Annotated in this window: 23 protein-coding genes; 19 read left to right on the top strand and 4 right to left on the bottom strand. The window is 50.4% G+C overall.

Going from position 1 to position 25656, the window contains the following annotated elements:
• The first annotated feature begins 172 nt into the window (after positions 1-172).
• From P8H26_RS08370 to P8H26_RS08350, 5 genes are all read left to right on the top strand, one after another.
• Positions 173-808, top strand: a complete 636-nt coding sequence (locus P8H26_RS08370) for a TetR/AcrR family transcriptional regulator (protein ID WP_289632676.1) — start codon at positions 173-175, stop codon at positions 806-808.
• Between the two features lie 77 nt (positions 809-885).
• On the top strand, positions 886-1905 hold the full coding sequence (gene ilvC / locus P8H26_RS08365) for a ketol-acid reductoisomerase (protein ID WP_289632493.1): 1020 nt from the start codon (positions 886-888) through the stop codon (positions 1903-1905).
• A gap of 133 nt (positions 1906-2038) precedes the next feature.
• The gene (locus tag P8H26_RS08360; protein WP_289632492.1) at positions 2039-2545 is read left to right on the top strand and encodes a GNAT family N-acetyltransferase; all 507 of its coding nucleotides are present in this window, start codon (positions 2039-2041) and stop codon (positions 2543-2545) included.
• 205 nt (positions 2546-2750) lie between these two features.
• Entirely contained in the window at positions 2751-3968 is a 1218-nt protein-coding gene (locus tag P8H26_RS08355; RefSeq protein ID WP_289632491.1) for a PLP-dependent aminotransferase family protein, read from the top strand.
• A gap of 266 nt (positions 3969-4234) precedes the next feature.
• On the top strand, positions 4235-5854 hold the full coding sequence (locus tag P8H26_RS08350; protein ID WP_289632490.1) for an ABC transporter substrate-binding protein: 1620 nt from the start codon (positions 4235-4237) through the stop codon (positions 5852-5854).
• A 70-nt stretch (positions 5855-5924) separates the two neighbouring features.
• On the opposite strand, the gene P8H26_RS08345 is transcribed toward P8H26_RS08350, so the two are convergent.
• Positions 5925-6356: a BA14K family protein gene (locus P8H26_RS08345; RefSeq protein ID WP_289632489.1), complete on the bottom strand. Its 432-nt coding sequence runs from the start codon at positions 6354-6356 to the stop codon at positions 5925-5927.
• Between the two features lie 431 nt (positions 6357-6787).
• Between P8H26_RS08345 and P8H26_RS08340 the strand changes: the two genes are divergently transcribed.
• From P8H26_RS08340 to P8H26_RS08320, 5 genes are all read left to right on the top strand, one after another.
• Positions 6788-7858 (top strand): endonuclease/exonuclease/phosphatase family protein, encoded by a 1071-nt coding sequence (locus tag P8H26_RS08340; RefSeq protein ID WP_289632675.1) that lies wholly within the window; start codon positions 6788-6790, stop codon positions 7856-7858.
• A 29-nt stretch (positions 7859-7887) separates the two neighbouring features.
• Positions 7888-8595: an NUDIX hydrolase gene (locus tag P8H26_RS08335; protein WP_289632488.1), complete on the top strand. Its 708-nt coding sequence runs from the start codon at positions 7888-7890 to the stop codon at positions 8593-8595.
• A gap of 162 nt (positions 8596-8757) precedes the next feature.
• On the top strand, positions 8758-9714 hold the full coding sequence (locus P8H26_RS08330; RefSeq protein ID WP_289632487.1) for a PhzF family phenazine biosynthesis protein: 957 nt from the start codon (positions 8758-8760) through the stop codon (positions 9712-9714).
• Positions 9715-9789: 75 nt separating this feature from the next.
• Positions 9790-10590, top strand: coding sequence for a DeoR/GlpR family DNA-binding transcription regulator (locus P8H26_RS08325; RefSeq protein ID WP_289632486.1), 801 nt, complete (start codon positions 9790-9792; stop codon positions 10588-10590).
• Positions 10591-10669: 79 nt separating this feature from the next.
• Positions 10670-13147, top strand: coding sequence for an FAD-dependent oxidoreductase (locus tag P8H26_RS08320; protein ID WP_289632485.1), 2478 nt, complete (start codon positions 10670-10672; stop codon positions 13145-13147).
• A gap of 37 nt (positions 13148-13184) precedes the next feature.
• Here the strand turns inward: P8H26_RS08320 and P8H26_RS08315 are convergent, their stop codons facing one another.
• Positions 13185-14048: a MurR/RpiR family transcriptional regulator gene (locus P8H26_RS08315; RefSeq protein WP_289632484.1), complete on the bottom strand. Its 864-nt coding sequence runs from the start codon at positions 14046-14048 to the stop codon at positions 13185-13187.
• Between the two features lie 116 nt (positions 14049-14164).
• Here P8H26_RS08315 and P8H26_RS08310 point away from each other — a divergent pair, with 116 nt between their 5' ends.
• The 8 genes from P8H26_RS08310 (at position 14165) to P8H26_RS08275 (ending at position 23094) form a co-directional block, all read left to right on the top strand.
• Entirely contained in the window at positions 14165-15790 is a 1626-nt protein-coding gene (locus P8H26_RS08310; RefSeq protein WP_289632483.1) for an ABC transporter substrate-binding protein, read from the top strand.
• Between the two features lie 143 nt (positions 15791-15933).
• Entirely contained in the window at positions 15934-16911 is a 978-nt protein-coding gene (locus tag P8H26_RS08305) for an ABC transporter permease (protein WP_289632482.1), read from the top strand.
• Positions 16908-17807: an ABC transporter permease gene (locus P8H26_RS08300; RefSeq protein WP_289632481.1), complete on the top strand. Its 900-nt coding sequence runs from the start codon at positions 16908-16910 to the stop codon at positions 17805-17807. Before P8H26_RS08305 ends, P8H26_RS08300 begins: the two co-directional genes overlap by 4 nt.
• On the top strand, positions 17807-18808 hold the full coding sequence (locus P8H26_RS08295; RefSeq protein ID WP_289632480.1) for an ABC transporter ATP-binding protein: 1002 nt from the start codon (positions 17807-17809) through the stop codon (positions 18806-18808). Before P8H26_RS08300 ends, P8H26_RS08295 begins: the two co-directional genes overlap by 1 nt.
• Entirely contained in the window at positions 18805-19806 is a 1002-nt protein-coding gene (locus P8H26_RS08290) for an ABC transporter ATP-binding protein (protein ID WP_289632479.1), read from the top strand. Before P8H26_RS08295 ends, P8H26_RS08290 begins: the two co-directional genes overlap by 4 nt.
• Positions 19806-20681 carry an alpha/beta hydrolase gene (locus P8H26_RS08285; RefSeq protein WP_289632478.1) on the top strand — a complete coding sequence of 292 codons (876 nt, stop codon included), beginning with the start codon at positions 19806-19808 and terminating at the stop codon, positions 20679-20681. Before P8H26_RS08290 ends, P8H26_RS08285 begins: the two co-directional genes overlap by 1 nt.
• A 32-nt stretch (positions 20682-20713) precedes the next feature.
• Complete coding sequence (locus P8H26_RS08280; protein WP_289632674.1) at positions 20714-22132, top strand: M20 family metallopeptidase; 1419 nt, start codon at positions 20714-20716, stop codon at positions 22130-22132.
• A 263-nt stretch (positions 22133-22395) separates the two neighbouring features.
• On the top strand, positions 22396-23094 hold the full coding sequence (locus P8H26_RS08275) for an outer membrane protein (protein ID WP_289632477.1): 699 nt from the start codon (positions 22396-22398) through the stop codon (positions 23092-23094).
• A gap of 482 nt (positions 23095-23576) precedes the next feature.
• On the opposite strand, the gene P8H26_RS08270 is transcribed toward P8H26_RS08275, so the two are convergent.
• Together P8H26_RS08270 and P8H26_RS08265 are read right to left on the bottom strand one after the other, a co-directional pair.
• A complete protein-coding gene (locus P8H26_RS08270; RefSeq protein ID WP_289632476.1) occupies positions 23577-23888 on the bottom strand; it encodes a hypothetical protein in 312 nt (103 codons plus the stop codon).
• A gap of 49 nt (positions 23889-23937) precedes the next feature.
• Positions 23938-24267, bottom strand: coding sequence for a hypothetical protein (locus tag P8H26_RS08265; protein ID WP_289632475.1), 330 nt, complete (start codon positions 24265-24267; stop codon positions 23938-23940).
• Positions 24268-24963: 696 nt separating this feature from the next.
• On the opposite strand from P8H26_RS08265, the gene P8H26_RS08260 reads away from it, so the two are divergent.
• The coding region (locus tag P8H26_RS08260) for a glycosyltransferase family 25 protein (protein ID WP_289632474.1) at positions 24964-25656 on the top strand (693 nt) is incomplete at its 3' end.

Raw genomic sequence — 25656 nt, 5'->3', positions numbered from 1 at the left:
CATTTGCTGCATAAAGTTGCTGCTACTCAAAAAATCCCTCTTGCATTGTTTTTAATGTGACGGCATAGTCCGAACCGTAACGTACGGTACGCATGATGAGAATCTGTCAGGTGGCCGTTCAAACACAGAATTCAAGGAGCGTAAGAGCGTGCAGCTGCAGCAGCCTGAGGGTATCGAAAGCAATGTCGTGATTGGCACAGAGCTGACAGATCGTCAAAAGGATGTGCTGAATGCTGCGCTTGAACTGCTTGTTGAGGGCGGTGACAGTCTGACGATGGCTGGCGTTGCAAGACGCGCAAGCTGTTCCAAGGAAACGCTCTATAAATGGTTTAACGACCGTGACGGACTGCTGACAGCAACTGTGCAGTGGCAGGCCTCTAAAGTTCGTGTTGTGCCGGTGGCACGGGAAGGGCTGGACGAAGAGTCACTCTTTACCAGCTTTGAGCATTTTGCCCGCGACTGGCTGCTGGTGCTTTCCGGCAGCACGTCGATTGCATTGAACCGTCTGGCTGTGAGCCATGCAGGTTCAGGTAAATCGGCGCTTGGCGAGATTGTGCTGAACAACGGACCAATTGCTATGGCACGCCGCCTCAAACCGGTTCTTGAAACCGGTCGGGATGCCGGTTTGCTGGATTTTAACGATATTGATGAGGCCTTTGCCTCGTTTTTCGGACTTGTGGTGCGCGATATGCAGATCCGTCTGCTGCTCGGCGACCGCCATGAAGTCAGTGATGCGGAGATTATCCGCGATGCCAGAACGGCAACGCGTCAGTTCTTCGCACTCTACGGGAATAAAACCGGCGCTTAAAAAAGCCGGAGGAGACAGTGCCGGTTTTGCAAGACAAACCCGTTACAGCATAAAGCATAGAAGGAAGGGAATATCCTATGCGCGTTTATTATGACAGTGATGCAGACGTAAACCTGATCAAAACCAAGAATGTTGTTATCGTTGGTTACGGTAGCCAGGGTCGCGCCCATGCGCTGAACCTGAAAGACTCTGGTGCCAAGAATGTTCGCATTGCACTGCGTCTGGACTCAGCCACTGTTAAAAAAGCTGAAGCTGATGGTTTTGAAGTTGTTAGCGTTGCAGATGCTGCCAAATGGGCTGATCTGATGATGATGGCAACCCCTGATGAACTTCAGGCTGACATCTATAAAGAGCACATCCACGACAATCTGCGCGACGGTGCGGCAATTGCGTTTGCTCATGGTCTGAACGTACATTTCGGCCTGATCGAAACCAAAAAGTCCGTTGACGTTGTTATGATTGCGCCAAAGGGCCCAGGCCACACTGTGCGCGGCGAATACCAGAAGGGCGGCGGCGTGCCTTGCCTGATCGCTATTCATCAGGATGCTTCCGGCAATGCCCATGATCTGGCTCTGTCTTACGCTTCAGGCGTTGGCGGCGGTCGTTCGGGCGTTATCGAAACCACGTTCAAAGAAGAATGTGAAACCGATCTGTTCGGTGAGCAGGCAGTTCTCTGCGGCGGTCTGGTTGAGTTGATCCGCGCTGGTTTCGAAACGCTGGTTGAAGGCGGCTATGCCCCTGAAATGGCCTATTTCGAATGCTTGCACGAAGTGAAGCTGATCGTTGATCTGATCTACGAAGGCGGCATCGCCAACATGAACTACTCGATCTCCAACACTGCTGAGTGGGGCGAGTATGTGACTGGTCCGCGCATCATCACTGCAGAAACCAAAGCTGAAATGAAGCGCGTTCTGCACGACATTCAGACCGGTAAGTTCACTTCCGACTGGATGCAGGAATATCGTGCCGGTGCTGCCCGCTTCAAGGGTATCCGTCGCATGAACGACAATCACCAGATCGAAGAAGTTGGTGCCAAACTGCGCGGCATGATGCCTTGGATTGGCAAGAACAAGCTGGTTGATAAAGCCCGCAACTAATCAGCAAAAACAAGCTGGCTGATAAAGCCCGCAATACATTCGGTAATATTTTACTGATTATCAGGCCCGCACAAAGATTTGTTTGTGCGGGCCTGATTATTTATGGCAGTACTGCTGACGGGAGGATGTGATAATGACAGGAATTACAGTCCGGCAGTTGATGCCTGAAGACTTTGCAATCTTGCGGGAAATACGGCTGGAGGCACTGAAACTGCATCCGGAGGCCTATAGTTCTGCTTATGAAGACTGGGTTAAATTTTCCGATGATGATTGGCGTGCAAAATTAAGCGCACCGGTTTTTGCTGCTTTTCATGGTGACAAGACCGTCGGACTTATCGGCCTGTGGCCGCAGGCAGGTATAAGAACAGCACATCGCGCGATTGTTGTGATGGTTTATGTGAAAAGTGAGATGCGCGGTAACGGCATTGCCCAGAAACTGATGCAGGCTGTTGAGCTCTATGCGCGTGAAAATAACATCAGCCAGCTTGAGCTGAGCGTTCTCGCCGATAATGAAACTGCATGGCGGCTTTATAAGCGTGAAGGCTATACAGAATTCGGACGCCGGCCGAATTGGATTTCTCTCAACGGAGAAAAGTTTGATGAGGTGATGATGTTCCGTCCAATCGCTGTGAACGTATGATTGTTAGCTTTTCAGGTCTGTTTTTGATTGAATCTGACAAATTATCTGGCGTGATCGCAATAAAGTGAATAAAGGTCAGTAATGCTGACATATTTTGCTTGTTTTGTTGTGAAATACGCATAAGGTAATCACCAAAGGCACACAGCTTTTAGTTAAGTTTTATGTTTTATTGCACGCCATGTTTTTGACTTTATGAGGAACCCCCATGCTGGATTGGGAAAAAATATTCGCCACACGCTCATCGCGTATGAAGGCGTCTGAAATTCGTGAATTGTTGAAACTGCTTGAGCGTCCGGATATTATTTCTTTCGCGGGCGGTATTCCTGATCCGAAATTGTTTCCGGCGGAAGAGTTTAAAGCAGCCTATGCCGATATTTTTGCCTCGGGCAAGTCCGATGCGGCGCTGCAATATTCTGTGAGTGAAGGCTATAAGCCTCTGCGCGAATGGTTGCAGGGAGAGATGGCAAAGATCGGCGTGCCTTGCTCGGCGGAGAATATTTTCATTACTTCCGGTTCGCAGCAGGCGCTGGATTATATCGGCAAGCTGTTCCTGTCGCCAAATGATACGGCGCTGGTTGTTCGTCCGACTTATCTCGGTGCGTTGCAGGCTTTCAATGCCTATGAGCCGACCTATGATACTTTGCAGCCAAACGGCAATCGCACGCCTGCTTCCTATGAAGAAGCTGCTGCAAATGCCGGCGGTAAGGTGAAATTCGCTTATTTCTCTGCTGATTTCAGCAATCCGACCGGTGAGACGATTGATCGTGAAGGCCGTGAAAAGCTGCTTGATCTGGGCGATGAAATGGATATCGCGCTGATTGAAGATGCTGCCTATCAGTATCTGCGTTTCGACGGTACACCGGTTCCGCCCGTTCTCGCGCTGGAAATTGAGCGTAAAGGTTCGATTGAAAACACCCGCACTATCTATTGCGGCAGCTTCTCCAAAACTCTGGCACCTGGTCTGCGTGTTGGTTATGTGGTTGCTAATGCCACGGTTATCCGCAAGCTGGTGCTGATGAAGCAGGCTGCTGATCTGCATTCTTCAACCATCAACCAGCTGGCTGTGCATTATGTTGCTGCCAACGGTTTTGATCCGCAGATTGCCAAAATCCGGGCTGTTTACTCGCATCGTCGTAATAAGATGCTGGAAGCGCTGGATAAATATATGCCGAAGTCGGCTACATGGACAAAGCCTGAGGGCGGTATGTTCATCTGGGTGACGCTGCCGGACTATATGAATGGTGCTGATCTGCTCGCCGCTGCGATTGCAACGGAAAAAGTGGCCTTTGTGCCGGGTAAGGCTTTCCATGCGGATGGCACCGGTGCCAATACACTGCGACTGGCATATTCCTGCGCCAATGATGAGATGATTGACGAAGGTATTAAGCGGTTGGGCAATCTGATCCGCGCCCATCAGAAGTAATCGTCCTCATTGAAATATCAAAGCCGGAGCATTGCTCCGGCTTTTTTATATCTTAAGCGGGCAGAGTCTCAGCTGAAGTATATCGCAGTTAAATGGATGTATTTAATTGCGATATGCTTTGGTGCTTAACCTGCTGAATTTACGACTTTCTTTATAAAAAGATGCTTGGCTTTATCCGGCGATCCTGTAGCCTGACCTTGTTATAACTTAATAAATCTGAGTCCTTATACAGCGACAGGATTCAGGCGGAGAGTGAGGGGAAACTCATGACTATAATTAAAAAATACACGCTGGCTCTGGCCTGTGCATCTGTGCTTGGTCTGGCAGCGAATGCTCAGGCGGCAACACCGGCAAATACGCTGATTATGGCTATGGCCATTGATGATGTGATTTCTCTCGATCCGGCAGAAATTTTTGAGATCACCACGTCTGAAATTCTGACCAATACCTATGAACGTCTGGTGACAACAGATCCTAAAGATCCGGGCAAGATCATTCCGCAAGTTGCGGAAAGCTGGACAATTTCAGAAGACGGCAAGACCATTACCTTTAAGGTCAAGCAGGGGCTTAAATTTGCTTCCGGCAATCCGCTGACCGCGAAGGATGTGGTTTATTCTCTGCATCGCGCTATCAAGCTTGATCTCAGCCCTGCATTCATTATCAGCCAGTTTGGCCTGAACAAAGACAATGTGGAAAAACTGATCACGGCACCGGATGATTATACGGTCGTGTTCTCCACGGAAGAAACATTTGCGCCGAGCTTTGTTCTCAACGGACTGTCTTCCAGTGTGGCTTCCATCGTTGACAGCAAGTTGGTTGAAGAACATGCGGTTAAAGTTGAAAAAACTGAAGCCAAGCCTTTTGACACGGATTTCGGCTATGACTGGCTGAAGCGTAACTATGCAGGCTCCGGCGTTTATTCCTTGCGCGAATGGCGTCCGAATGAAGTTATTCTTCTGGATCGCAATGAAAATTACAGTGGTACAAAACCGGCTGTAGAGCGCGCTATTTATCGCCATGTGAAAGAAAGCATGTCTCAGCGTCTGCTGTTGCAGGCCGGTGATATTGACGTCGCACGTAATCTTGAGCCGGGTGATATTGCTGAATTCGCCAAAAACAGCGATTTCAATGTTTTGAGCGCCCCGAAGGGACGCACCTATTATCTGACAGCCAATCAGAACGTGGCAAATCTTGCCAAACCTGAAGTGCGTCAGGCAATGAAATATCTCGTGGATTATGATGCGATTGAAAACACGCTGATCAAAGGCATTGGCCGTATCCACCAGTCTTTCCTGCCGATGGGCATGTTCGGCGCGGTTGATGATAAGCCGTTTAAACTGGATGTTGAAAAGGCCAAGCAGCTGCTGGCTGATGCCGGTCTGAAAGATGGTTTCAGCATCACGCTCGATGTGCGTAATACGCAGCCGGGTGTTGGTATTGCCGAAAGCATTCAGCAGACTTTTGCTAAAGCCGGTATTAAAGTTGAGCTGTTGCAGGGTGATGGCAAGCTGACAACCACGAAAGTGCGCGCGCGTAAGCATGAGCTTTCACTCGGCATCTGGGGGCCTGACTACTGGGATCCGCATACCAATGCATCGACCTTTGCCTATAATCCGAACAATGGCGATGATGTTGAAATGAAAACGACTGCATGGCGCAGCACTTGGGACATTCCTGAAATGTCCAAAGAAACAATGGCTGCTGCCAAAGAAACAGACACAGCAAAGCGTGAACAGATGTATCACAAAATCCAGAAGGATTTTCAGGATACCAGCCCGTTTGTAATGCTGTATCAGCAGATTGAAACAGTCGTTGCCGCAAAGAATGTGAAAAACTTCAATATGGTGGCTGATGCCAACTATATTATTGAAGTAAGCAAGGACTAAAAAGCGCTGCGTTTTTTAGCTGAAACATTGGTTCTCCCCTCGGATGTTTTTCTGAGGGGAGAATTTTTTATTAAAACGGTGAGTTACAGGCTTTCCGTACACCGGCATAAGGCTGGTAAGTATTATCGGAAGCACGATAGGACTGATATTGGTTGCTGCACCATTGGCTGTGATTAATATTATCGCCTGCATTGACCGATTTTGCCGAGCCTATGCGTTTTGATGCACCGCGCTGAACCAGCGGATCGCGGTTCTTATAATTGAGAATGCCTTCTTCGGTATAATACGAGCCGCTTTCTTTGCAGCGCGTTGAGCCGTAGCAATTACGGGTGGCGGGATCTGTGCGGCTGCCGCCGGTAATGCCGCCAATGATCAGTATGCCATCGCCGCGGAGCGAAGGAATGCCGCCGCTGATCTGATTGCCGCCTGCGCTGGCCGCTGTTACTGAAACTAACGTGACACTCAGCAATGCCATTGTGGTTGTCAGAATGGATCTGAACATATCGATATCCGTTCGTGAATATATATAATTGTTTGTTAATATAATCCTGAAATGCCGCTATTTTAAGGGGGCATGATATTTTGCAGTAATTTTGCTTCAACCCCGATGAGTGATTGCAATTCACTATGCGGTGGTTAGGTTGGAGCGTGCAGCATTCAACTGCACCGGCAATGCCTGCTCCGGATTCTCCTGTTTCTGTCTTGTCGGGTGTGCCGGCTGAAGCCAATAACGACGAAGCACTCTAATTCTGCCTTTGATTTCTGCCGGTTACTGCAAGATCTTGCATTGAAACACGCCAGCCTGCGGATGAAACCATAATGAGTAAAGTGATGTCTGAAACAATTTCCGTGCAGCATGAACCGGTCAATAACAGTGCTCCGGCAGAAGGTTCGGTTTCATTTACACTGGCGACATTTAATATTGAAAATCTGATGCGCCGGTTTGATTTCACCGGCTACCGCAACGAGTTGCGACAGGATCGCTCACTGCAACTCTTTGCGATTGATACTGAAGCACAGTACCGGCAGCTTGAGCAGGCGCGTATGGTCGCGCATACGGATGATACCCGTCAGCTTTCCGCATTGTCGATTGCGCAGACGCGGGCGGATATTCTCTGTTTGCAGGAGGTTGATGATCTCACTGCGCTGAATGCCTTCGAGTATGGCTATTTATTCAAAATGGTGGGGCAGGGTTACAAACATAAATACCTGATTGACGGCAATGACAGTCGCGGCATTGATGTCAGTGTGATGATGCGTGATACCACGCAAAGTGGCCATGCGATTGAACTGGTGAAGCTGGAGAGCAATGCCCATCTGACTTATCAGGATTTAGGGATTTATGATCCGGTTCTGGCATCCGTGGGGATTGAAGCGCATGAGCGGGTTTTCAAGCGTGATTGCTTGATGCTTGACCTGCGGATCGGCGGGCGTCCGCTCACGGTGTTTGTAACGCATTTCAAATCTATGGGCGGTGTGCGTTACGGGCAGGATCCGAAACTGACAACGCTGCCGGTGCGCGTTGCCGAGGCAAAAGCCGTTCGCATGATTATTGAAGAAAGGTTCGGCCGTGAAAATGCGGCTGATGCCTCATGGGTGATCTGCGGTGATCTCAATGATTATTATGAAAAAATTGCGATTACCGGTGACCAGTGGGACGGTCATAATTTTACACCGGTGGAAGAACCGGAAAACTGCCTGAATGTGTTTTTGGAAGACGGGTTTGCGGTCAATCTTGTGGAGCGGCGTCCGGTGCTTGATCGCTGGACATTGTATCACACACGCGGCCCGCAGGAGCGCCATCTGTGTCAGCTGGATTATATCTGGGCATCACCTGCGCTGGCTAAGCGCAATCCGCAGGCTGTACCGCAAATTATCCGCAATGGTCAGCCTTACCGCACATTGTTTCCGGAAGGGCAGGACGTGCCGCGTTTTCCGCGCATCGGCTGGGACCGGCCAAAGGCGAGCGATCATTGTCCTGTTGCTGTCACACTTGAGCTGTAAGGCAGGCGAACTCAGCGGAGCCGTGTGAAATGCAAACCAGAGATCAGAATAAGATTTATCCTGTCAGCGAGGTGCATGTCAGCGTCTGCGAAGGTGTGCCTGATTATGTTGAGCGCAACAGGTTGGCTATTGATGAAAACTGGCAGCAGGAAGTGGCAGCCAACCCTAATCTCTATGATGGTGAAATCTATCTGGCGCCGCAGGCCAGATTGCAGGATGGCGTACTGAGTGCATCTTACCAGCGCACGAGCTTTCGCAGCCTTCTTTACTGGCGAAAAGATGAAAGAGCAGACAAGCCGTTTCATATATTTGGCAGCGGCGTGATCGTGTCTTCTGATAATCGGCTGTTACTGGGGCAGATGGCTGCTCATAATGCCGTGGGCGGCAGGATTTACTTTCCTGCCGGTTCCAATGATGATCAGGATATTGTCAGCGGGCAGGTGGATTTTGCCGGTAATGCCAGACGAGAGGTGTTGGAAGAGACCGGCATTGATCTGAACGATGCTGTCCATACCGGTGGTTATGTGGTGGTGATGAGTGCGCGTAGTCTGGCACTGTTTCGCTGCTATCATTTTGACCGGACAGGGGATGAATTACAGGCACAGGCAGAAAATTATATTGCAAGCCAGATACAACCGGAATTGTCGCGGATATTGATGGTGGTGCAGGGTGGGGAGCTTGATGAGCGCAGCCCTGCTTATATCCACGCTTTCACTGACTGGTATTTTGCGCAATAGTACCTGCAGCTGATTGAGGGCAGTTGTAAATTGTTAAACATAAAATTCACTTGATGAATCATTTGAATGTTTTAGCGGTCAATGCAAATGTGTTGAATCAAAAGTCGTGATAGTAAAAGCGCGGCAGGGGGCAATCATGGATTATCTTGAAGGGCAGGGATTATGAACGGCAAGACTATGCAGGGGCGTTTCTACGAAATCTACGATGTTTTCACTGAGAAACCGCTAGCCGGTAATCCGCTTGCAGTTGTTCATGATTCCGAGGGGCTTGATGATGCCACCATGCTGGCCATTGCACGGGAGTTTAACCTCTCGGAGACAGTGTTTGTTGAGCCACCGGTAAACCCTTTGCATACGGCATCAATCCGGATTTTTACGCCAGATTATGAGCTGAATTTTGCCGGTCATCCGACAGTGGGCACTGCCATTGCGCTGGCCTATAAAAATTGCAACGGCGAAAAACCGCAAACCGACCTCATCATGACGCTGGAAGAAAAGGTCGGACCGGTGCGCATTGCCGTGCATTGTAACGGCTCGGCAGATGCCGGCGGGCAGCAACCTGTTGCCTTTGCTGAATTCGATCTGCCACGCTTGCCGGAACGGGTGAATATCACCGTTGAGAAGGAACAGGCGGCTGCAGCTCTGCGGTTGAATACGCATGAAATCGGGTTTGAAAACCATGTGCCCTCCGTGTGGAGTGGCGGTAAGCCCTATGTTCTCGTGCCGGTGAAAAATATGATTGCGGCGGCTAAGGTTGTGGTCGATCCGGTTTTTGTTGAAGATCATATGCTGGCGGTCGATGGTCGTGCCGTGCCGTTTTATATCTATACCCGTGAAACACGGCTCTATGAGAGTAATTATCATGCGCGTATGTTCACATCCGGCAAGCATGTTTATGAAGATCCGGCCACGGGCTCTGCGGTTGCCGCTTTTGCCGGTGCAATTCACGAGTTTGACCAGCCTGTAGATGGCCTGACTCAATTGTGGATTGAGCAGGGTATACAGATGGGCAGGCCGTCACGTATCCGGCTGGAGCTGGATGTGGCCGGTAAAAAACTCACTGGTGCGCGTATCGGCGGAAGTGCTGTTAAAGTTGCTGAAGGCTATCTGCGGATTTAGAATATGTTGCGCTATGTGATGCTTTCCTGCTAAATCTCACAAAATGCAACATTTGAGATGGTCAGGAGTTGATCTGTGACGGATAATGCTTCGCAATCTGCCCAGCGTATTCTGGCATCACAACGGCATGATGAAATTTTGCGCAGGCTGACGGAAGACGGCGTTGCAGGCATCAGCGAGATTGCTGCGTTTTTTGATGTGTCGAGAGAGACAATCCGCCGTGATCTCAAGCTGCTGGCGCAACGCGGGCAGCTTGCACTTGTGCATGGCGGAGCAACGAAACTACAGCTTCATGAACCGGCCTTTGGCTTGCGCAGTCAGGAAAACACCACGGGAAAAGCTGCGATCGGTAAGGCTGCGGCTGAGCTGATCCGGCCGGACATGGTGGTGTTTCTGGATACAGGCACCACGATGCTGGCTTTGGCGCAGGCATTGGCAAAGCAGAATAAAGTACCGGAAAACCTGACGATTTGTACTGCAAGCCTGATGATTGCGCTTCATTTGTGTCATGTGCCGGGTATTAAGGTACATATGCTAGGCGGTGAGATTGATCCCGTTGAAGAGGCATGCAGCGGTATTGATGTATTGCAGGCTCTTGAGCGTTTTCGCTTTGATATGGCGTTTCTCGGTACCGGTGGCATTTCCCCTCAAGGCGAGATTACTGATTTCACGCGTAATGGTGCTGAATTGCGCTCGCGCATGGCTGAAAGTGCTGATGAAGCATGGTTTCTTGCCAGTGCCGAAAAATTTGGCCGCATGACACCTTTACGTGTTGCGCATTTTGAGCAGGCTACCGGCATTGTCACTGATTTCAAACCTGATGCGCTGCTTAGCCAGACACTGCTCGAAAAGGGCTTGCGGCTTCATATTATTTAAAATGTGATATTTTGTTGCATTTAATGTTGTTTTTTATGGTTTTGTTTTTATAGTGATCTCAACCGGAGGGAGTGAGATCATGGTGCAGTCACAGGCAGACAACAAAGAAAAAGCAGACAGCTTTCCAACTCAGGCGCGGGTGGTGATTATTGGCGGGGGGATTATCGGCTGTTCTGTGGCTTATCACCTGACCAAGGCAGGCTGGACGGATGTTGTGTTACTGGAGCAGGGCAGTCTGAGCTGCGGCACCACTTGGCATGCGGCAGGGCTGGTCGGGCAATTGCGCAGTCATGCCAATATGACCGGCCTTATCCGCTATTCCACACAGCTTTACAGTGAACTTGAAGCGGAGACCGGTCTGGCGACCGGATGGAAGAGATGCGGCTCTCTTTCCGTTGCCCGTACGAAAGACCGTATGACTGTTCTGCAACGCACTGCCGCTTCCGCCCGCGCGCAGGGTGTGAATGTTGAGGTAATCTCAGCATACGAGGCCGGTGATCTCTGGCCGGTTATGGCAATTGATGATCTGCAAGGTGCCGTTTGGTTGCCGGACGATGGCAAAGCAAACCCCAGTGATCTGACGCAATCTCTGGCGCGCGGTGCGCGGATGCGGGGCGCAAAAATACTGGAACGTGTTCAGGTGACCGGTATTACCGTGAAAAATGGTGAGGCATGTGGTGTTGAAACTGACCATGGCAATATTGCTGCGGAAATCGTGGTCAATTGCGCGGGGCAGTGGGCGCGCAAGGTCGGGCAGATGTGCGGCGTAACGGTGCCGCTGCATTCTGCCGAGCATATGTATATCGTGACAGGAAAAATTGAGGGCGTGCATCCGGATTTGCCGGTGATGCGTGATCCGGACGGTTATATTTATTTCAAAGAAGAGGTTGGCGGTCTGGTAATGGGCGGTTTTGAACCGCAGGCCAAGCCGTGGGGTATGCAGGGCATTCCCGACAAGTTTGAATTTGCTTTGCTCGAAGATGACTGGGATCAGTTTGAGCCATTGATGGAAAATGCTCTGATCCGCGTGCCGCAACTGGCAGAAGCCGAGGTAAAGAAGTTTTATAACGGGCCGGAGAGCTTCACTCCTGATAATAATTTTATACTCGGTGAAGCACCTGAACTGAAGAATTTCTTTGTCGGTGCGGGCTTTAACTCTATGGGCATCGCCAGTGCGGGCGGTGCAGGACGCGCGCTGGCTGAGTGGATTATCAACGGTGCACCGACAATGGATTTATGGCCGGTGGATATCCGCCGCTTTGCCGGTTTTAATAATAATCAGCGCTGGTTACATGACCGCGTTAAAGAAACGCTGGGTCTGCATTATGCCATGCCCTGGCCGAACAGAGAGCTTGATACGGCACGGCCGTTCCGCCGTTCGCCGCTTTATCATTTGCTGGAGGCAAAAGGGGCTTGCTTTGGCTCTAAAATGGGCTGGGAGCGTGCAAACTGGTTCGCGGATAAGGGGCAGAAACCAGAGACGATCTATAGTTTCGGGCGGCAAAACTGGCATGATAATGTCGGGCGCGAAATACAGGCCGTGCGTGAACGGGTGGCTCTTTTTGACCAGAGTTCTTTCGCCAAGCTGCTTGTGCAGGGGCGTGATGCCTGTCGGGTTTTGAACCATCTTTGTGTGGCGGAGATTGATGTGGCCGTTGGTACATCAGTTTATACCGGTATGCTCAATGAGCGAGGCGGTTACGAGACTGATCTGACAGTGCTGCGTCTTGGACAGGATAAGTTTCTGATCATTACCGGATCAGCGCAGGCGGTGCATGATGCAGACTGGATCAACCGGCATATTGCTGCTGGCGATCATGTAACTGTTACGGATGTTTCCTCTGCCTATGCGGTGCTGGCACTGATGGGGCCGCAATCTCGCAACGTATTGCAAAAGCTGAGCGATGCGGATTTCAGCAATGCAGCATTTCCTTTTGGTCAGGTGCGTGAAATCGGTGTGGGCTATGCAACCGCTTTTGCCAACCGTATGACCTATGTGGGCGAGCTTGGCTGGGAGCTGATTGTCCCTGTTGAATTTGCAGTCGGCGTTTATGAGGCTCTGCATCAAGCGGGGCAGGAGTTCGGCCTGCGAGATGCAGGATATTATGCACTTGAAGCCCTGCGTCTTGAAAAAGGCTACCGTGCATGGAGCCGCGAACTGACGCCGGATATTACACCTTATGAGGCCGGTCTTGGTTTTACCGTGGCAATGGATAAGACAGGCGGCTTTATCGGACGCGATGCCTTGGTCAAGGCGAAGGCGAAGTCTGCCACACGCCGTATTGTACAATTAACGCTTGAGGATGGGGACGCCGTTTTGTGGGGTGGCGAACTGATCCTGCGCAATGGCGTGCCTGCTGGTGAAGTCCGCTCTGCTGCGCATGGTCATACACTGGGCTGTGCGGTTGCTCTTGGTCTGGTCAGCGATGCGGGTGGCATCACCAAGGACTGGCTGGAGCAGGGGGATTTCGAGGTTGACGTTGCCGGTCAGCGCTATCGGGCGCATATGCATTTGCGCAGCCCTTATGATCCGAAGTCTGAACGGGTAAAGATCTGATTTTGATTCAGTAAACTGCCGGATGATATTGTTTTATTTATAAAAACAGATCTTCCGGCGGACTGCCGATTGTGGATGCCACAATATCCGGACGGCGTGCAGCGACGGCTGTCACAATGGCATCGGCCAGTGCAAAGATTGCTGCCGGAGAATTCGGCAGCAGGCGGTTGCGTGCCGGTGCGAAGAAAATGACATCTGCAACAGGAACGAGCGGTGATACAGGGCTGTCGGTAATTGCGAGAATCACGGCGCCTTTTTGCTTAGCCGCTTTGGACAGCTGCACAGTGTTGTTAGAGTAGCGCGGCATGGAAATAGCAATCACCACATCGCCTTCATCAACAGAGCGTATAAAATTATTCGCGTATTGAGACGCACCTCTGGAGAGAACATTGGTAACGTTTTTCTCTGTGTAAAGTGCCAGTCCTTCTTCCAGCAGAGTTGCCGCATAATGGCTGGCACCGGTGCCGAGAATGATGATGCGTCTGGCATTGATCAGCGCTTCAATAAAGGCTTCCGATGCGGCTGCGTCAATGTTGGCAATCGTATCGCGGATATTGTCAGAACTGTCTGCGAGAGCCGTGTGTAAAAACGGTTTCTGCTGACCGTTATCGGCATTTTCCGTGCCAGTTTTGCTGTTTTCAGAGGTTTCAAACTGAAAGTCCGTGACGATTTTCTCACGGAATTCCCCGTAGCCGCTATAGCCTGCTGCGCGTACAAAACGGGTGATCGTGGCAGTTGAACTGCCGCTGGATTGCGCCAGTCCTTCAATCGACATTGCAACAACATCCAGCGGTCTTGCCAATACGAAATCGGCAATCCGGCGATAGGATTTGCTGAATGAAGGATATGCCGCAGACATGCGGTTGGCAAAATCGGATTTGGGATTCAAAGTTTGCGACATGTAAGTTTCCGGTGTTGACGGCATAAAATTTTCATATACTCTTATTTTGAAAATAACTACGTCAAAATAAAAACAATCTTGTCAAAAACGACATTCGTTGGGGAACGGAGACTTTTATGTATAAGAAAATGCTCGTGGCGAGTCTGCTGGGAACAACTCTGCTGAGTTCTGCTCTTTTGAGCAGTGCAGCATCTGCGGATACGCTGCGTATTGCTCTTGGTTCAGAGCCGACTGCAATCGACCCGCATTATCACGACCTTACACCGAATAATGCATTAGCTGCACATATTTTTGAAGGTTTGACCCGTCAGGATGAACAGCAGAAGCTGCATCCGGCGCTGGCAACCTCATGGGAAAATGACGGCAAGAATACCTGGACTTTCAAACTGCGTGAAGGCGTGACTTTCTCCGATGGTTCGCCTTTTTCTGCGGATGATGTGGTTTTCACATTCTGCCGCACATTGAAAAATGAAACAGCAATTGCCGGTTCTTTTGCCGATATCACCGCGAATTTTGAAAGCGTTGAAGCACCGGATGCCCAGACACTTGTGATCAAAACTAAAGCGCCGGAACCACTGCTGCCGACATTTATCGGAACCGTGGGCATTCTGAGTTCATCCATCATCAAACATGACAAGATCAGCTTTGCACCTGAACAGAATTGCGGCGTGACCGGTGCATGGCCTGTGGTTGGTGATTTCAATGATGGCAAGCTGGCAATCGGTACAGGCCCTTACAAGCTGAAAAGCTATGTGCGTGGTTCAGCCATTGATCTCGACCGTAATGACAAATATTGGGGCGATGCTGAGCCTTGGGAAAGCGTGCGCTTTCTGCCGGTTCCGAATGCTGGCCCGCGTCTCGCCGGTCTTCTCGCCGGTGATTATGATGTGATTGAAAATCCGGCTGCGCGCGATCTGTCCCGCATCAAGGATGATAAGCGTTTCGGTTATGTTATTACTCCTTCAACGCGTGTGATCTATTATCAGCTCGACGTTGCCCGTGATGAAAGCCCTTATGTGAAGGCTGCTGACGGCAAAAATCCGCTGAAAGATGTGCGTGTGCGTGAAGCCATGTCGCTGGCGATTGACCGTAATGCGATTGTTGCCCGTCTGATGGACGGCGCAGCACAGCCTGCCTATCAGTTCCTGCCAACCGGCATGTTCGGCACACTGCCTAATCCGCCTGAGCTGCGCTATGATCCGGCTGCTGCCAAGAAGCTTCTGGCTGAGGCCGGTTATCCGGATGGTTTCCAGCTGACCCTTTCCACGACCAATGACCGCTATATCAATGACAGCCAGATCACGCAGGCCGTGGCGCAATATCTGACACAGGTCGGTATTAAATCGGATGTGGATGCGATGACCCGCGCCATCTATTTCCCGCGGCGCTCCAAGAAAGAGCTGAGTGTGGCAATCGGCGGCTGGGGTTCCACCAGCGGCGAGGCTTCATCCTTCCTGCGTCAGTGGCCGGCAAAGCCAAATGAAGAAGGTACATTGGGCGGCTCCAATTATGGCGGCTATTCCAACCCTGCTTATGACAAGCTGATTTATGAAGCAGTGGCAACTATGGACGACAATAAGCGCTCTGAATTGCTGCAGCAGGCGCAGACTGAAGTGATGAAAGATTATGCTTTCATCCCGCTCCATTTTGAAGCGGGTGTCTGGGCTTATAAGGCCAATGTCACTTATACCGGCCGCTCAGATCAGTTCACGATGGCTATGTCTGCCAAGCCGGTCAAGTAACTGAGGGTTAAGACCGGAGCGTGTGGCGTGGTTTATCTCACCGTCACCCGCTCTGGAGTCTTTCGTGGGCGCATCATCACAGTCAGACTTGCTCTTGCCTGACTGTGAAATATTTCAGCCCCAGATAATCTGAGAAGCATGTCATGACAGCTTATATTTTGCAGCGACTTATCCAGAGCGCCTTGGTGCTGCTTGCCGTGTCGGTCGCTGTTTTCTTTGCCGTATATGGCATTGGTGATCCGATTGAACTTCTTGTTCCCCCGCAGGTCAGCGCTGCCGAGCGGCTGGCATTGATCAAACGGCTGGGGCTCGATCTGCCGGTATGGCAGCAATATTTCACATTTCTGGGCAATGCCCTGAAAGGCGACCTCGGCACATCTTTCGTTCACGGTGTGCCGGTGGTTTCGCTTATTCTTGCCCGTCTGCCTGCAACATTTGAACTGGTTTTGCTGTCGATGACAGTGGCAGCCGTTGTCGGTATTCCGCTGGGGCTTCTGGCTGGGCTCAATCCGGACAGCCGTCCGTCACGTTTCATTATGGCGGGAACAGTCATCGGCTTTTCACTGCCGAGTTTCTGGAAGGGCATGATGCTGGTGCTGCTGTTCAGCGTGGCACTTGGCTGGCTGCCAACAGCAGGGCGGGGCGAAACGGTCTCAGTGCTGGGTATTCAGACCAGCCTGTTTACGACTAATGGTCTGCGCCATCTGATCCTGCCTGCGCTTAATCTGGCTATTCCGAATATGGCGCTGATGATCCGTCTTGTGGCCGCGGGCACCACGGAAGCGATGACACAGGATTATGTGAAATTCGCCCGCGCCAAAGGCGTGCGCCGCACGCGCATCGTCAACCGCCATGTGCTGCGCAATATTCTGATACCGGTTGTGACTGTTGTCGGCATAGAGTTCGGCAGTCTTGTTGCCTTCTCTACCATTACCGAAACTGTGTTCTCGTGGCCCGGTATGGGTAAGCTGCTGATCGACAGTATCTACCAGCTCGACCGCCCTGTGGTGGTTGCCTATGTGCTGCTGGCGACACTGCTGTTTGTCGCCGTGAATTTCATGGTCGACGTGCTCTATGCGGTTCTCGATCCGCGGGTCAAACTGTCCGGAGATATGGTATGAATAAGCCGATTATTCCGGATTATGCCAATACGCCGCTGCGCCAGAAAATATTGCGCAGCATCCGCAACAAACCGACAACACGCGGTGCGGGTATCCTGCTCGGGCTGCTGGTTCTGCTGGCGGTGCTGGCGCCTTTTATTGCCCCGCAAGACCCTTATGATCTGGCCTCTTTGAGTGTGATGGATAACCGCCTTGCACCGGGCTCAACAAGTATGATGGGTTCCGTCTATTGGTTGGGCACAGATGCTCAAGGCCGCGATATGGTCAGCGCCATCCTCTATGGTTTGCGTACCAGTCTGCTGGTCGGTCTGCTGTCGACACTTGGTGCCATGACCATCGGTGTGAGTGCCGGATTGCTGGCCGCACAGCTCGGTGGTGTTGCCGATGCAATCATCATGCGCGTGGTGGATTTTATGCTCGGCTTTCCGTCGATGCTGGTGGCGCTGGTGCTGCTGGCCTCTGTCGGACGCGGCGTCGATAAAGTGATCCTCGCGATTATTCTGGTGCAATGGGCGCAATATGCCCGTTTGATGCGTGCCTCCGCGCTGGTTGAACGCCGTAAGGAATATATCGAAGCGGCTGTCAATTTCGGTTTGCCGACCCATTATATTATGCTCCGGCATTTGCTGCCGAACTCCATCGGCTCGGTACTGGTGATTTCCACCATCAGCATTGCCAGTGCTATCACGCTGGAAGCCACATTGTCGTTTCTTGGTGTTGGTGTGCCGGTTACGCAGCCGTCGCTCGGTCTGCTGATTGCCAATGGATTTGATTATCTGTTGTCGGGCGAATACTGGATTGCCGTTTTTCCGGGGATTGCACTGGTTCTGCTGATTATCTCGCTCAATTTTGTCGGTGACCGCCTGCGTCGCAGCTTTAACGTGAGGGGCGCGTGATGACAGCTTTGCTTGAAGTCAAAGGACTGAGAACTGTTTTTCATCTGCTGGGCGGCGCATGGTCTGCGGTGGACGGAATTGATCTGAGCATTGCCCGCGGTGAAGTGCTGTGCCTTGTCGGGGAGTCTGGCTCCGGCAAATCTGTCACCGGTTTCTCACTGGTGCAACTGATTGATCCGCCGGGGGAAATTGTTGAAGGCGAAATCCTGTTCAATGGCGAAAATCTGCGTGAAGCATCCGATGAACGTCTGCGTAATTTACGCGGCGACCGCATTGCGATGATTTTTCAGGATCCGCTTTCCACGCTCAATTCGGTGCTGACCATTGGTGAGCAAATGTGTGAGGCCATTCTGGAGCATCGTTCCTGTGGTAAAGCGCAGGCGATAAAAGAGGCGGCGGATGCGCTGGGGCGTGTTGGCATTTCCTCGCCGGAAGTGCGGCTAAAGCAATATCCGCATGAGTTCTCCGGCGGTATGCGCCAGCGCGTGGCGATTGCCACCGCATTGCTCAACAATCCCGACCTGATTATCGCTGATGAGCCGACTACGGCTCTGGATGTGACTATTCAAAGCCAGATCCTCTATGAAGTGCAGCAACTGGCACGGGACACCGGTACGGCCGTGCTGTGGATCACCCATGATCTTGCCGTTGTGGCCGAACTCGCTGACCGTGTGGCGGTGATGTATGCAGGCCAGATTGTTGAAACCGGTGCGGTTGATGATGTGCTGGACAGGCCGCTGCATCCTTATACGCAAGGTCTGCTGAACTCGTCTTCCGGCATGGTGAAACCGGGCGAACGGCTGCACCAGATCGACGGTAACGCACCGCGCATTGATGACCGGCCAAGCGGCTGTCCGTTCCGCACCCGCTGTGAGCGCGTCAAATCGGTTTGTGCTGACATTTATCCCGAGCCACAGTTGATCGATGGGCGCGTTTTCCGTTGTCACAATCCGGTATCGTTGCCTGTCCGTGAGGCATTTGCTCAGGAGGCAAGACCATGAGTGATGCATTTTTTGAAATGCGCGGAGTGAAGAAGCATTTTCACTCCAAATCCACAATGGCTGATCGCATTCTGCGCCTGACAGGACAGGCTGCACCGGCGCGCGTCTTGAGGGCGGTTGATGGTGTTGACCTGAGCATCAAACGGGGTGAAGTGCTGGGGCTGGTGGGAGAATCCGGCTGCGGTAAATCCACTTTGTCCCGTATGGCAACGGGGATTTATCAGCCGACAGAAGGCAATGTACTTTATGACGGGCAGGCCGTTGAGAAGCTTAAAGGCCGTGAAAAACTCGACTTTCTTCTGAAAGTGCAGATGATTTTTCAAGACCCTTATGCCTCACTCGATCCGCGCATGAAGGTGAACCAGATTGTTGGCGAGGCTCTGAAAGTGCATCGCCTGATGCCGAAAGCTGAGATTGCCGGTGCGGTAAATCAGGCGCTGGAAGAGGTCGGGCTTGATCTCGCCTATCGTGACCGCTATCCGCACCAGTTTTCCGGTGGTCAGCGTCAGCGTATCGGCATTGCTCGTGCTTTGTCGGTAAAACCTGATTTTCTGGTTTGTGATGAGCCGGTGTCAGCGCTTGATGTGTCTATTCAGGCGCAGGTGATCAATCTGTTTATGGATTTGCGTGCCCGCTACGGGCTGACCTATCTGTTTGTCAGCCATGATCTTGGCGTTGTCCGCCATATCAGTGACCGGATTGCGATCATGTATCTCGGGCGCATTGTTGAGATTGGTTCCGCATCTGCAATTTTCAATAAGCCTGCGCATCCCTATAGCGCGGCATTGATTAATGCCAGCCCGTCGATCAGCCGTCGCAAACGCGATTTTCAGCCGCTGACAGGTGATCTGCCGTCACCGCTTAATCCGCCTTCCGGCTGCCCGTTTCATCCGCGCTGCGCTCATGCCATGCCGGTATGCCGCGAGCGCCGCCCCGAACTTGAAAGTGTGACTGCAGACCAAAGCGCTGCCTGTCATTTGCATAATCCGGAGACATAATGACTACCACCATTCTTCGTCCAGAAATCGGACGCAGTACGCTGCCGTTTGTTGATCAGTATCATCCGGACAGACCGCTGGAAGTAAATTTCTATCGCCCTGAAAACTACCGTCCTGAAGATCCGATAATCATCGTGCAGCATGGTATGCTGCGTAATGGCGATGAATATCGTGATTTCTGGATTCCGGCGGCTGAAAAACACCACTTGCTGATTGTTGCGCCGACATTCCCTGATGCTCAGTTCCCGATGGCGGAAAGCTATAATAACGGGCTGATCCTTGATGAAAGTGCGGGGCTTGTGCGTGAAAAGCAGGATTGGCTCTATGGTGTGCCTGCGCGTGTTCTTGCAGCCCTTCAGGCCGGTGGTGTGACCACGCAGAAACAGGCGCGTTTATACGGCCATTCGGCTGGCGGTCAGTTCTCGCATCGTCTGCTTGCCACGCAGGATCACGGTATTTTCTCTGATGTTGTTGCGGCCAATCCGGGCTGGTACACATTACCTGATCTGACCCGCAAATTTCCGGAAGGTATGGGTGGCATCGGTCTGGATGAGGCGCAGCTTGCCCGCTGGTTTGCCTATCCGATGCATATTTTTGCCGGTGATCAGGATATTGATGAAGCTGACCCGAATTTGCCGGATCAGCCGGAAGCATTTGCGCAGGGACCTTCCCGCTATAAACGGGCATATTTTGTTCATGATTTTGCGCAGAAACAGGCGCAGCGCTTAGGCATGCCGTTCAACTGGAAGCTGATTGATGTAGCCGGAGTTGGTCATGACGGTGCGGCTATGTCGCGTGCCGCTGCGGCTTACTGGTTTGAGGGGCGTATCCCGCCGGCATCCGAACTGGTCTTTGAAGAAGCAACCAATCTCTAAAATTTGCAATATGCAGGAATGATCCAATGAGCATGAATGACCGTCAGGACTTGTGGCAGAAGGTTGAGGACGAAAAGCAGCGCCTCATCGAAATGAGCGACCGCGTTTGGGGAATGCCTGAGGTTTGCTATACCGAAGAGCGTTCGATGGCTGAACATAAAGCCGAGTTGCTGCATCATGGTTTCCGCGTGACCGAAGGCATTGCCGGTATTCCGACTTCTGTGATTGGTGAAGCCGGTGAAGGCGGGCCGGTTATCGCTTTTATGGGCGAATATGATGCCCTTCCGGGTCTCAGTCAGGAAGCCGGTGCTTCTGAGCATAAACCGATCGAAGCGGGGGGGCATGGTCATGGTTGCGGCCATAATCTGTTGGGTGCGGGTGCATTGCTTGCGGCCGTTGCCCTCAAAAACTATCTCGCTGAGAATAAAATTCCGGGACGTGCGCGCTATTACGGTTGTCCTGCGGAAGAAGGCGGTGCGGCCAAGGCTTTCATGGTGCGTGCCGGTGCTTTTGACGATGCAGATGTTGCAATCTCCTGGCATCCTTACAGTTTCTGGGAAGTGGCTCCGGCTTTGTCGCTGGCCAATACCCGTGCAGACTTTATCTTTACCGGACGTGCTTCTCATGCAGCTGCTGCGCCGCATCTCGGACGCAGTGCGCTTGATGCGGTTGAACTGATGAATGTCGGCGTCAATTACATGCGTGAACATATGCCGTCTGACGCGCGTATTCATTATGCCTTGCTGGATGCCGGTGGTATTGCACCGAATGTGGTGCAGGCTCATGCGCGGGTGCGTTACTCCATCCGTGCGATGGATTTGCAGACCATGTTGTCGCTGGTGAACCGCGTGAATAAGATTGCGCAGGGCGCGGCGATGATGACCGAAACCCGCATGGAGATGAAGATCGTCAGTGCGGTTTCTAATACGCTGGGCAATAAGCCGCTTGAACAGACGCTGTATCGCACCATGCAGGAGCTGGGCGCACCGAAGTTTGACGATCAGGATCGTGACTATGCCCGCAAAATCCGCGCAACGCTTTCGCCGGAAGAAATTTCGTCCGTTTATAATGTGATTGGTATGCCGGAGACAGATGCACCGCTGGCAGAGTTTCTGGTGCCGCTTGATCAGCCACATAAAACGCAGATCGGCTCGACGGATATAGGTGATGTCAGCTGGGTGGTGCCGACAGTACAGGTTCATGGGCCGACAGTGGCAATCGGTACACCTTTCCACACATGGCAGGTGGTGGCGCAGGGTAAATCACCAGCGGCACATAAAGCTATGGTGCATGTGGCAAAAGCAATGGCCGCAACCGGTCTTGCTGTGCTGAGTGATCCGGTGCTGATGGCAGATGCCAAGGCAGCACTGGCGGCGCAGACAGCCCGCACACCTTATATCAGTCCGTTGAGCGAAGGTGTGGAACCGCCGTTGAATATGTCCAAAGGCTAAAATCTCAAAGCCGCGACCCAAATCAATAAAACCCGCGCTTGTGCCAGAGCATGATCGCGGGTTTTTATTTTAGGAGTCCCATTCAGAGTGCGGTGAGCAACTTTCCGTCAGCAGGATGCGCTGGAGGTGGATAAGTGCGCACAGTGCCCGGATTGTGCGGATACTGTTAAAGTACGATTAGTTTTCCGTGTTGCTTTTTTGTTATATTCTAAAAAGGTATTTTAATTGTATAAAAAATTATTATTTTATAGGTGGGGAATATCATGAAAAGCATTCTTTTAGCTACAGCATTGGTTATGACCGCCGGCACTGCATTTGCTGCAGACGCTGTTGTGTATAACGAGCCTGCTCCGGCAGTCGTCGACACCTTCTCCTGGACCGGTGGTTATATCGGTCTGAATGCCGGTTATGCCGGTGGTAAATTTAAAACTGATTTTTATGAAGATGTGTTCACCGATCTGTCGCTTCGCGGCAATGCCAGCGGTTTTATTGGCGGTGTTCAGGCTGGTTATAACTGGCAGTTTGATCAGGCAATCGTTGGTATCGAAACTGATTTTCAGGGTTCAAGCTTGAAGTCGGATTTCTCGGTAAGCGATTCCATGACCGGTATTAGTCTGGGAACGAAGGTGAGCTGGTTCGGTACAACCCGTTTGCGCCTTGGTTATACACCAGTTGATCGCTTCATGGTTTATGCAACCGGTGGTGTGGCCTATGGTAAGGTGAAAACCTATGCCGATGTTTTTGGTGGCTACTCTTCACAGTCGGACACTAAAGTTGGTTACACTGTTGGTGCCGGTGCAGAATATGCAATCACAAACAACGTGACGCTTAAAACAGAATATCTGTACACTGACCTTGGTAAGTTGAAGCTCGATGCTGATTTCGATGGTCGCAGCATTCGTATCGGCGAAGCTAAATCTCAGTTCCACACTGTTCGTGTTGGTGTGAACTACAAGTTCTAAAAGCTGAATGCTTGTACTGGATTTGATAGCCGCCCTTATGGGCGGCTATTTTTTGACCTGTATATGATGTGATATTCACCATGCCCGTCTGAGGGCGGTATATACTGATACAGTGTAAGAGGCCGAGCAGGTCAGTTAAGCTTTAAATCACTGAATAATGCATGTGCCTGGCCAGTCGCTACAGGAGCGATTAGCGCAACCGGTTACAACGGCTGCAATCAAGATCATGCTCAGGGCATATGTAATCGTTTTCATATTTATTTCCTGTCTGCAAACATTGAAACTGAAATATCACATATGCGCGCATCAATGGAAACGGGTAAAATAACCAAGGAAAAGTATAATTTCATTGGTCGTGCAATTTTCCGTTTTGAGCGGGCACCAATTTGAAGCAATAAAACATGTGCGAGGGCGCACTAACCGGTTTGCCGAATAAGCAGATTATATAGTGTTTTGTATATTTTGATGATTTGAGAGGCAGCTTAAATGTTGCCTTTTTTATTGACGAGCTTCAGATGCAATATTTGCAACCCAATCATTGCGATGCCGAGAAAGATAAGGGATCGGGTTGTTGACTGTTCCTGCTCAGGAGCACTGCTAAGGATAAGCGCAGAGCCTATGACAGCGAAAATGGCGGGAAAGGAAGCAAGGGCAATAACTCTGGGAGCTGTCCAGTTAACTTTGCCTGACAGGCTCCATTGCATAGGAAGCCTATGCAGATGACGGAGTTTATAATTTGCAACTATGGCGATTAAACTCATAAACAATAAAGCGATAAACCCAGTCTCATACATTATTTGCCCCGGAAAATTGAACTGCGTTCGTATTGATTGGCCACGACAGTTACCCTCTGTCGGGCTTTTTTATTGTCTGTTTCGATGCAGAAGGCTTGGACTTTGCGGCTTTTAATTCTTCGGCTTTTTTTGCTGCTTCTTCAGCAGCTTTTTTCGCTTCCAGAAGCTTGTCGGCGCATTTGTTTTTAGTCATTGCTATATTAAGATTAGCTTGCCCGCGCTCATCAATGAGGGGCTTGGCAGTTTCGAGGTTTCGGCACCATTCAAGATCCCTTACATGCTGCGGTATGCAGCCGGTCAATCCGACAAGCGGGAGCGTAAGGGTGAGAGTGCGGAAAAATGAGCTTCTGCTGCGTACAGTCTCAGTCGTTTGATCCAACGTTTCGCCCCCTCAATTGTTGGCATATATGTGCTGATGTTAATCCCACCAAATGCGATTTTATTGAAACATTAAGACAATCACCAAGAACGTGAGTGTAAAGACAACAATTATGATAGCGGAAAAGGCTGAAGTTCCTAGTTGGGTTTTGCGTGATTTCGGAAACATTGGTAGTTTCTTCACAAAATCCGCATGCTTTACACTTCTGAACTTTTGGACGTTGTTTCACATCTCATCATTGTGGGGGCAAAACAATTAAGTCCGAGTAAATTACAAGCCGACCTCATAGTTTGTGACGACAATAATCGCCAAGGTCAACACAAGTACCAACTATATTAAAATATTTGATTTCAGTCGTTATTAATCTCACCCCAAAGCTTATTCAGGAAATGAAGTAACATCATTCCTCACGACCCACATTCCTGCGTTAAGATGCGCGTATGGCTGGCTTGGATCTCTGGCCCTATTTGTGTTTTCATTATCATACCGGATCAGGACCCGTAGCGATCGGTTAAATTTTTTGATGGCAACAGAGAGACAAAACACTGAATTCTTGGAAATATCTTGTTTAAGTCACACGTACCGATCTGTTAATTGATCAACTTAAAGATAGGTTTGATTTTACTCCGTATCGAATAGATAAAATGTGGAGAGTGTCCGCCAGCAAAATTCGGTAATGTAAAAGGTTATGCAAATATGCAGTGCTTAGTAATTAATCTTGATCGTTCTTTAGACAGAATGAGACACATGAATGATCAGTTCGCGGGATTGGACAGAAAGTTTAAAAGAGTTGTAGGCTGTGATGCTAAAGCCGTTGATGAAGCCGATTTGTTTCCATTGAAATGCCAAGATAATTCCTACAGGGATATGACGGCTGGTGAAATAGCATGTTTTTTAAGCCATAGAAAATGCTGGGAAATTGCCGCTAATTCGGATGATGAATACACTGCGATATTTGAGGATGATGTTTATTTATCAAAAAATGCTGAAGTATTTTTAAACGATGAAAATTGGATAATTCATGGGGCGAAATGCATAAAAATTGAGACCTTGAATCATTCAGTCGTTCAGTCCCGCAAAAAACATCAGCTGCAAAAGGGCTATACTCTTCATCAGCTAGTATCTGTGCATTATGGTTCTGCAGGTTATATTATTTCTAAGGAATATGCCAAAGAGCTCATAAATAAGTCTATGCCTATTCCTTGTATTACTGATGAATTTTTATTTGGTAGGGCCTATATGGCAAAAAAAGAAAAAAACATTTACCAAATGGCTCCCGCGATATGCATCCAAAGTAGAATATTAAATGAAGATAATAGTGAATTTGAAACACTAATTATGGATTATACGGATTGGGATAATTCACAAAAGCCAATAAAAATAAAAAAA

Origin of the sequence: Pseudochrobactrum sp. sp1633 (genome assembly GCF_030376605.1) — a bacterium.
GTDB lineage: Bacteria > Pseudomonadota > Alphaproteobacteria > Rhizobiales > Rhizobiaceae > Pseudochrobactrum.
The sequence above is the reverse complement of the archived record's forward strand: the minus strand, read 5'-3'. Positions and strand labels throughout refer to the sequence as shown.

Excerpts from the sequence above, each read along its gene's own strand:
- P8H26_RS08315 (WP_289632484.1), bottom strand. The coding sequence starts at position 14,048 with ATGTCGCAAACTTTGAATCCCAAATCCGATTTTGCCAACCGCATGTCT.
- P8H26_RS08270 (WP_289632476.1), bottom strand. The coding sequence starts at position 23,888 with ATGTATGAGACTGGGTTTATCGCTTTATTGTTTATGAGTTTAATCGCC.
- P8H26_RS08350 (WP_289632490.1), top strand. The coding sequence starts at position 4,235 with ATGACTATAATTAAAAAATACACGCTGGCTCTGGCCTGTGCATCTGTG.
- P8H26_RS08360 (WP_289632492.1), top strand. The coding sequence starts at position 2,039 with ATGACAGGAATTACAGTCCGGCAGTTGATGCCTGAAGACTTTGCAATC.
- P8H26_RS08340 (WP_289632675.1), top strand. The coding sequence starts at position 6,788 with ATGCGCCGGTTTGATTTCACCGGCTACCGCAACGAGTTGCGACAGGAT.
- P8H26_RS08305 (WP_289632482.1), top strand. The coding sequence starts at position 15,934 with ATGACAGCTTATATTTTGCAGCGACTTATCCAGAGCGCCTTGGTGCTG.
- P8H26_RS08275 (WP_289632477.1), top strand. The coding sequence starts at position 22,396 with ATGAAAAGCATTCTTTTAGCTACAGCATTGGTTATGACCGCCGGCACT.
- P8H26_RS08295 (WP_289632480.1), top strand. The coding sequence starts at position 17,807 with ATGACAGCTTTGCTTGAAGTCAAAGGACTGAGAACTGTTTTTCATCTG.
- P8H26_RS08300 (WP_289632481.1), top strand. The coding sequence starts at position 16,908 with ATGAATAAGCCGATTATTCCGGATTATGCCAATACGCCGCTGCGCCAG.
- ilvC (WP_289632493.1), top strand. The coding sequence starts at position 886 with ATGCGCGTTTATTATGACAGTGATGCAGACGTAAACCTGATCAAAACC.
- P8H26_RS08320 (WP_289632485.1), top strand. The coding sequence starts at position 10,670 with ATGGTGCAGTCACAGGCAGACAACAAAGAAAAAGCAGACAGCTTTCCA.
- P8H26_RS08345 (WP_289632489.1), bottom strand. The coding sequence starts at position 6,356 with ATGTTCAGATCCATTCTGACAACCACAATGGCATTGCTGAGTGTCACG.
- P8H26_RS08290 (WP_289632479.1), top strand. The coding sequence starts at position 18,805 with ATGAGTGATGCATTTTTTGAAATGCGCGGAGTGAAGAAGCATTTTCAC.
- P8H26_RS08280 (WP_289632674.1), top strand. The coding sequence starts at position 20,714 with ATGAATGACCGTCAGGACTTGTGGCAGAAGGTTGAGGACGAAAAGCAG.
- P8H26_RS08285 (WP_289632478.1), top strand. The coding sequence starts at position 19,806 with ATGACTACCACCATTCTTCGTCCAGAAATCGGACGCAGTACGCTGCCG.
- P8H26_RS08330 (WP_289632487.1), top strand. The coding sequence starts at position 8,758 with ATGAACGGCAAGACTATGCAGGGGCGTTTCTACGAAATCTACGATGTT.
- P8H26_RS08310 (WP_289632483.1), top strand. The coding sequence starts at position 14,165 with ATGTATAAGAAAATGCTCGTGGCGAGTCTGCTGGGAACAACTCTGCTG.
- P8H26_RS08355 (WP_289632491.1), top strand. The coding sequence starts at position 2,751 with ATGCTGGATTGGGAAAAAATATTCGCCACACGCTCATCGCGTATGAAG.
- P8H26_RS08335 (WP_289632488.1), top strand. The coding sequence starts at position 7,888 with ATGCAAACCAGAGATCAGAATAAGATTTATCCTGTCAGCGAGGTGCAT.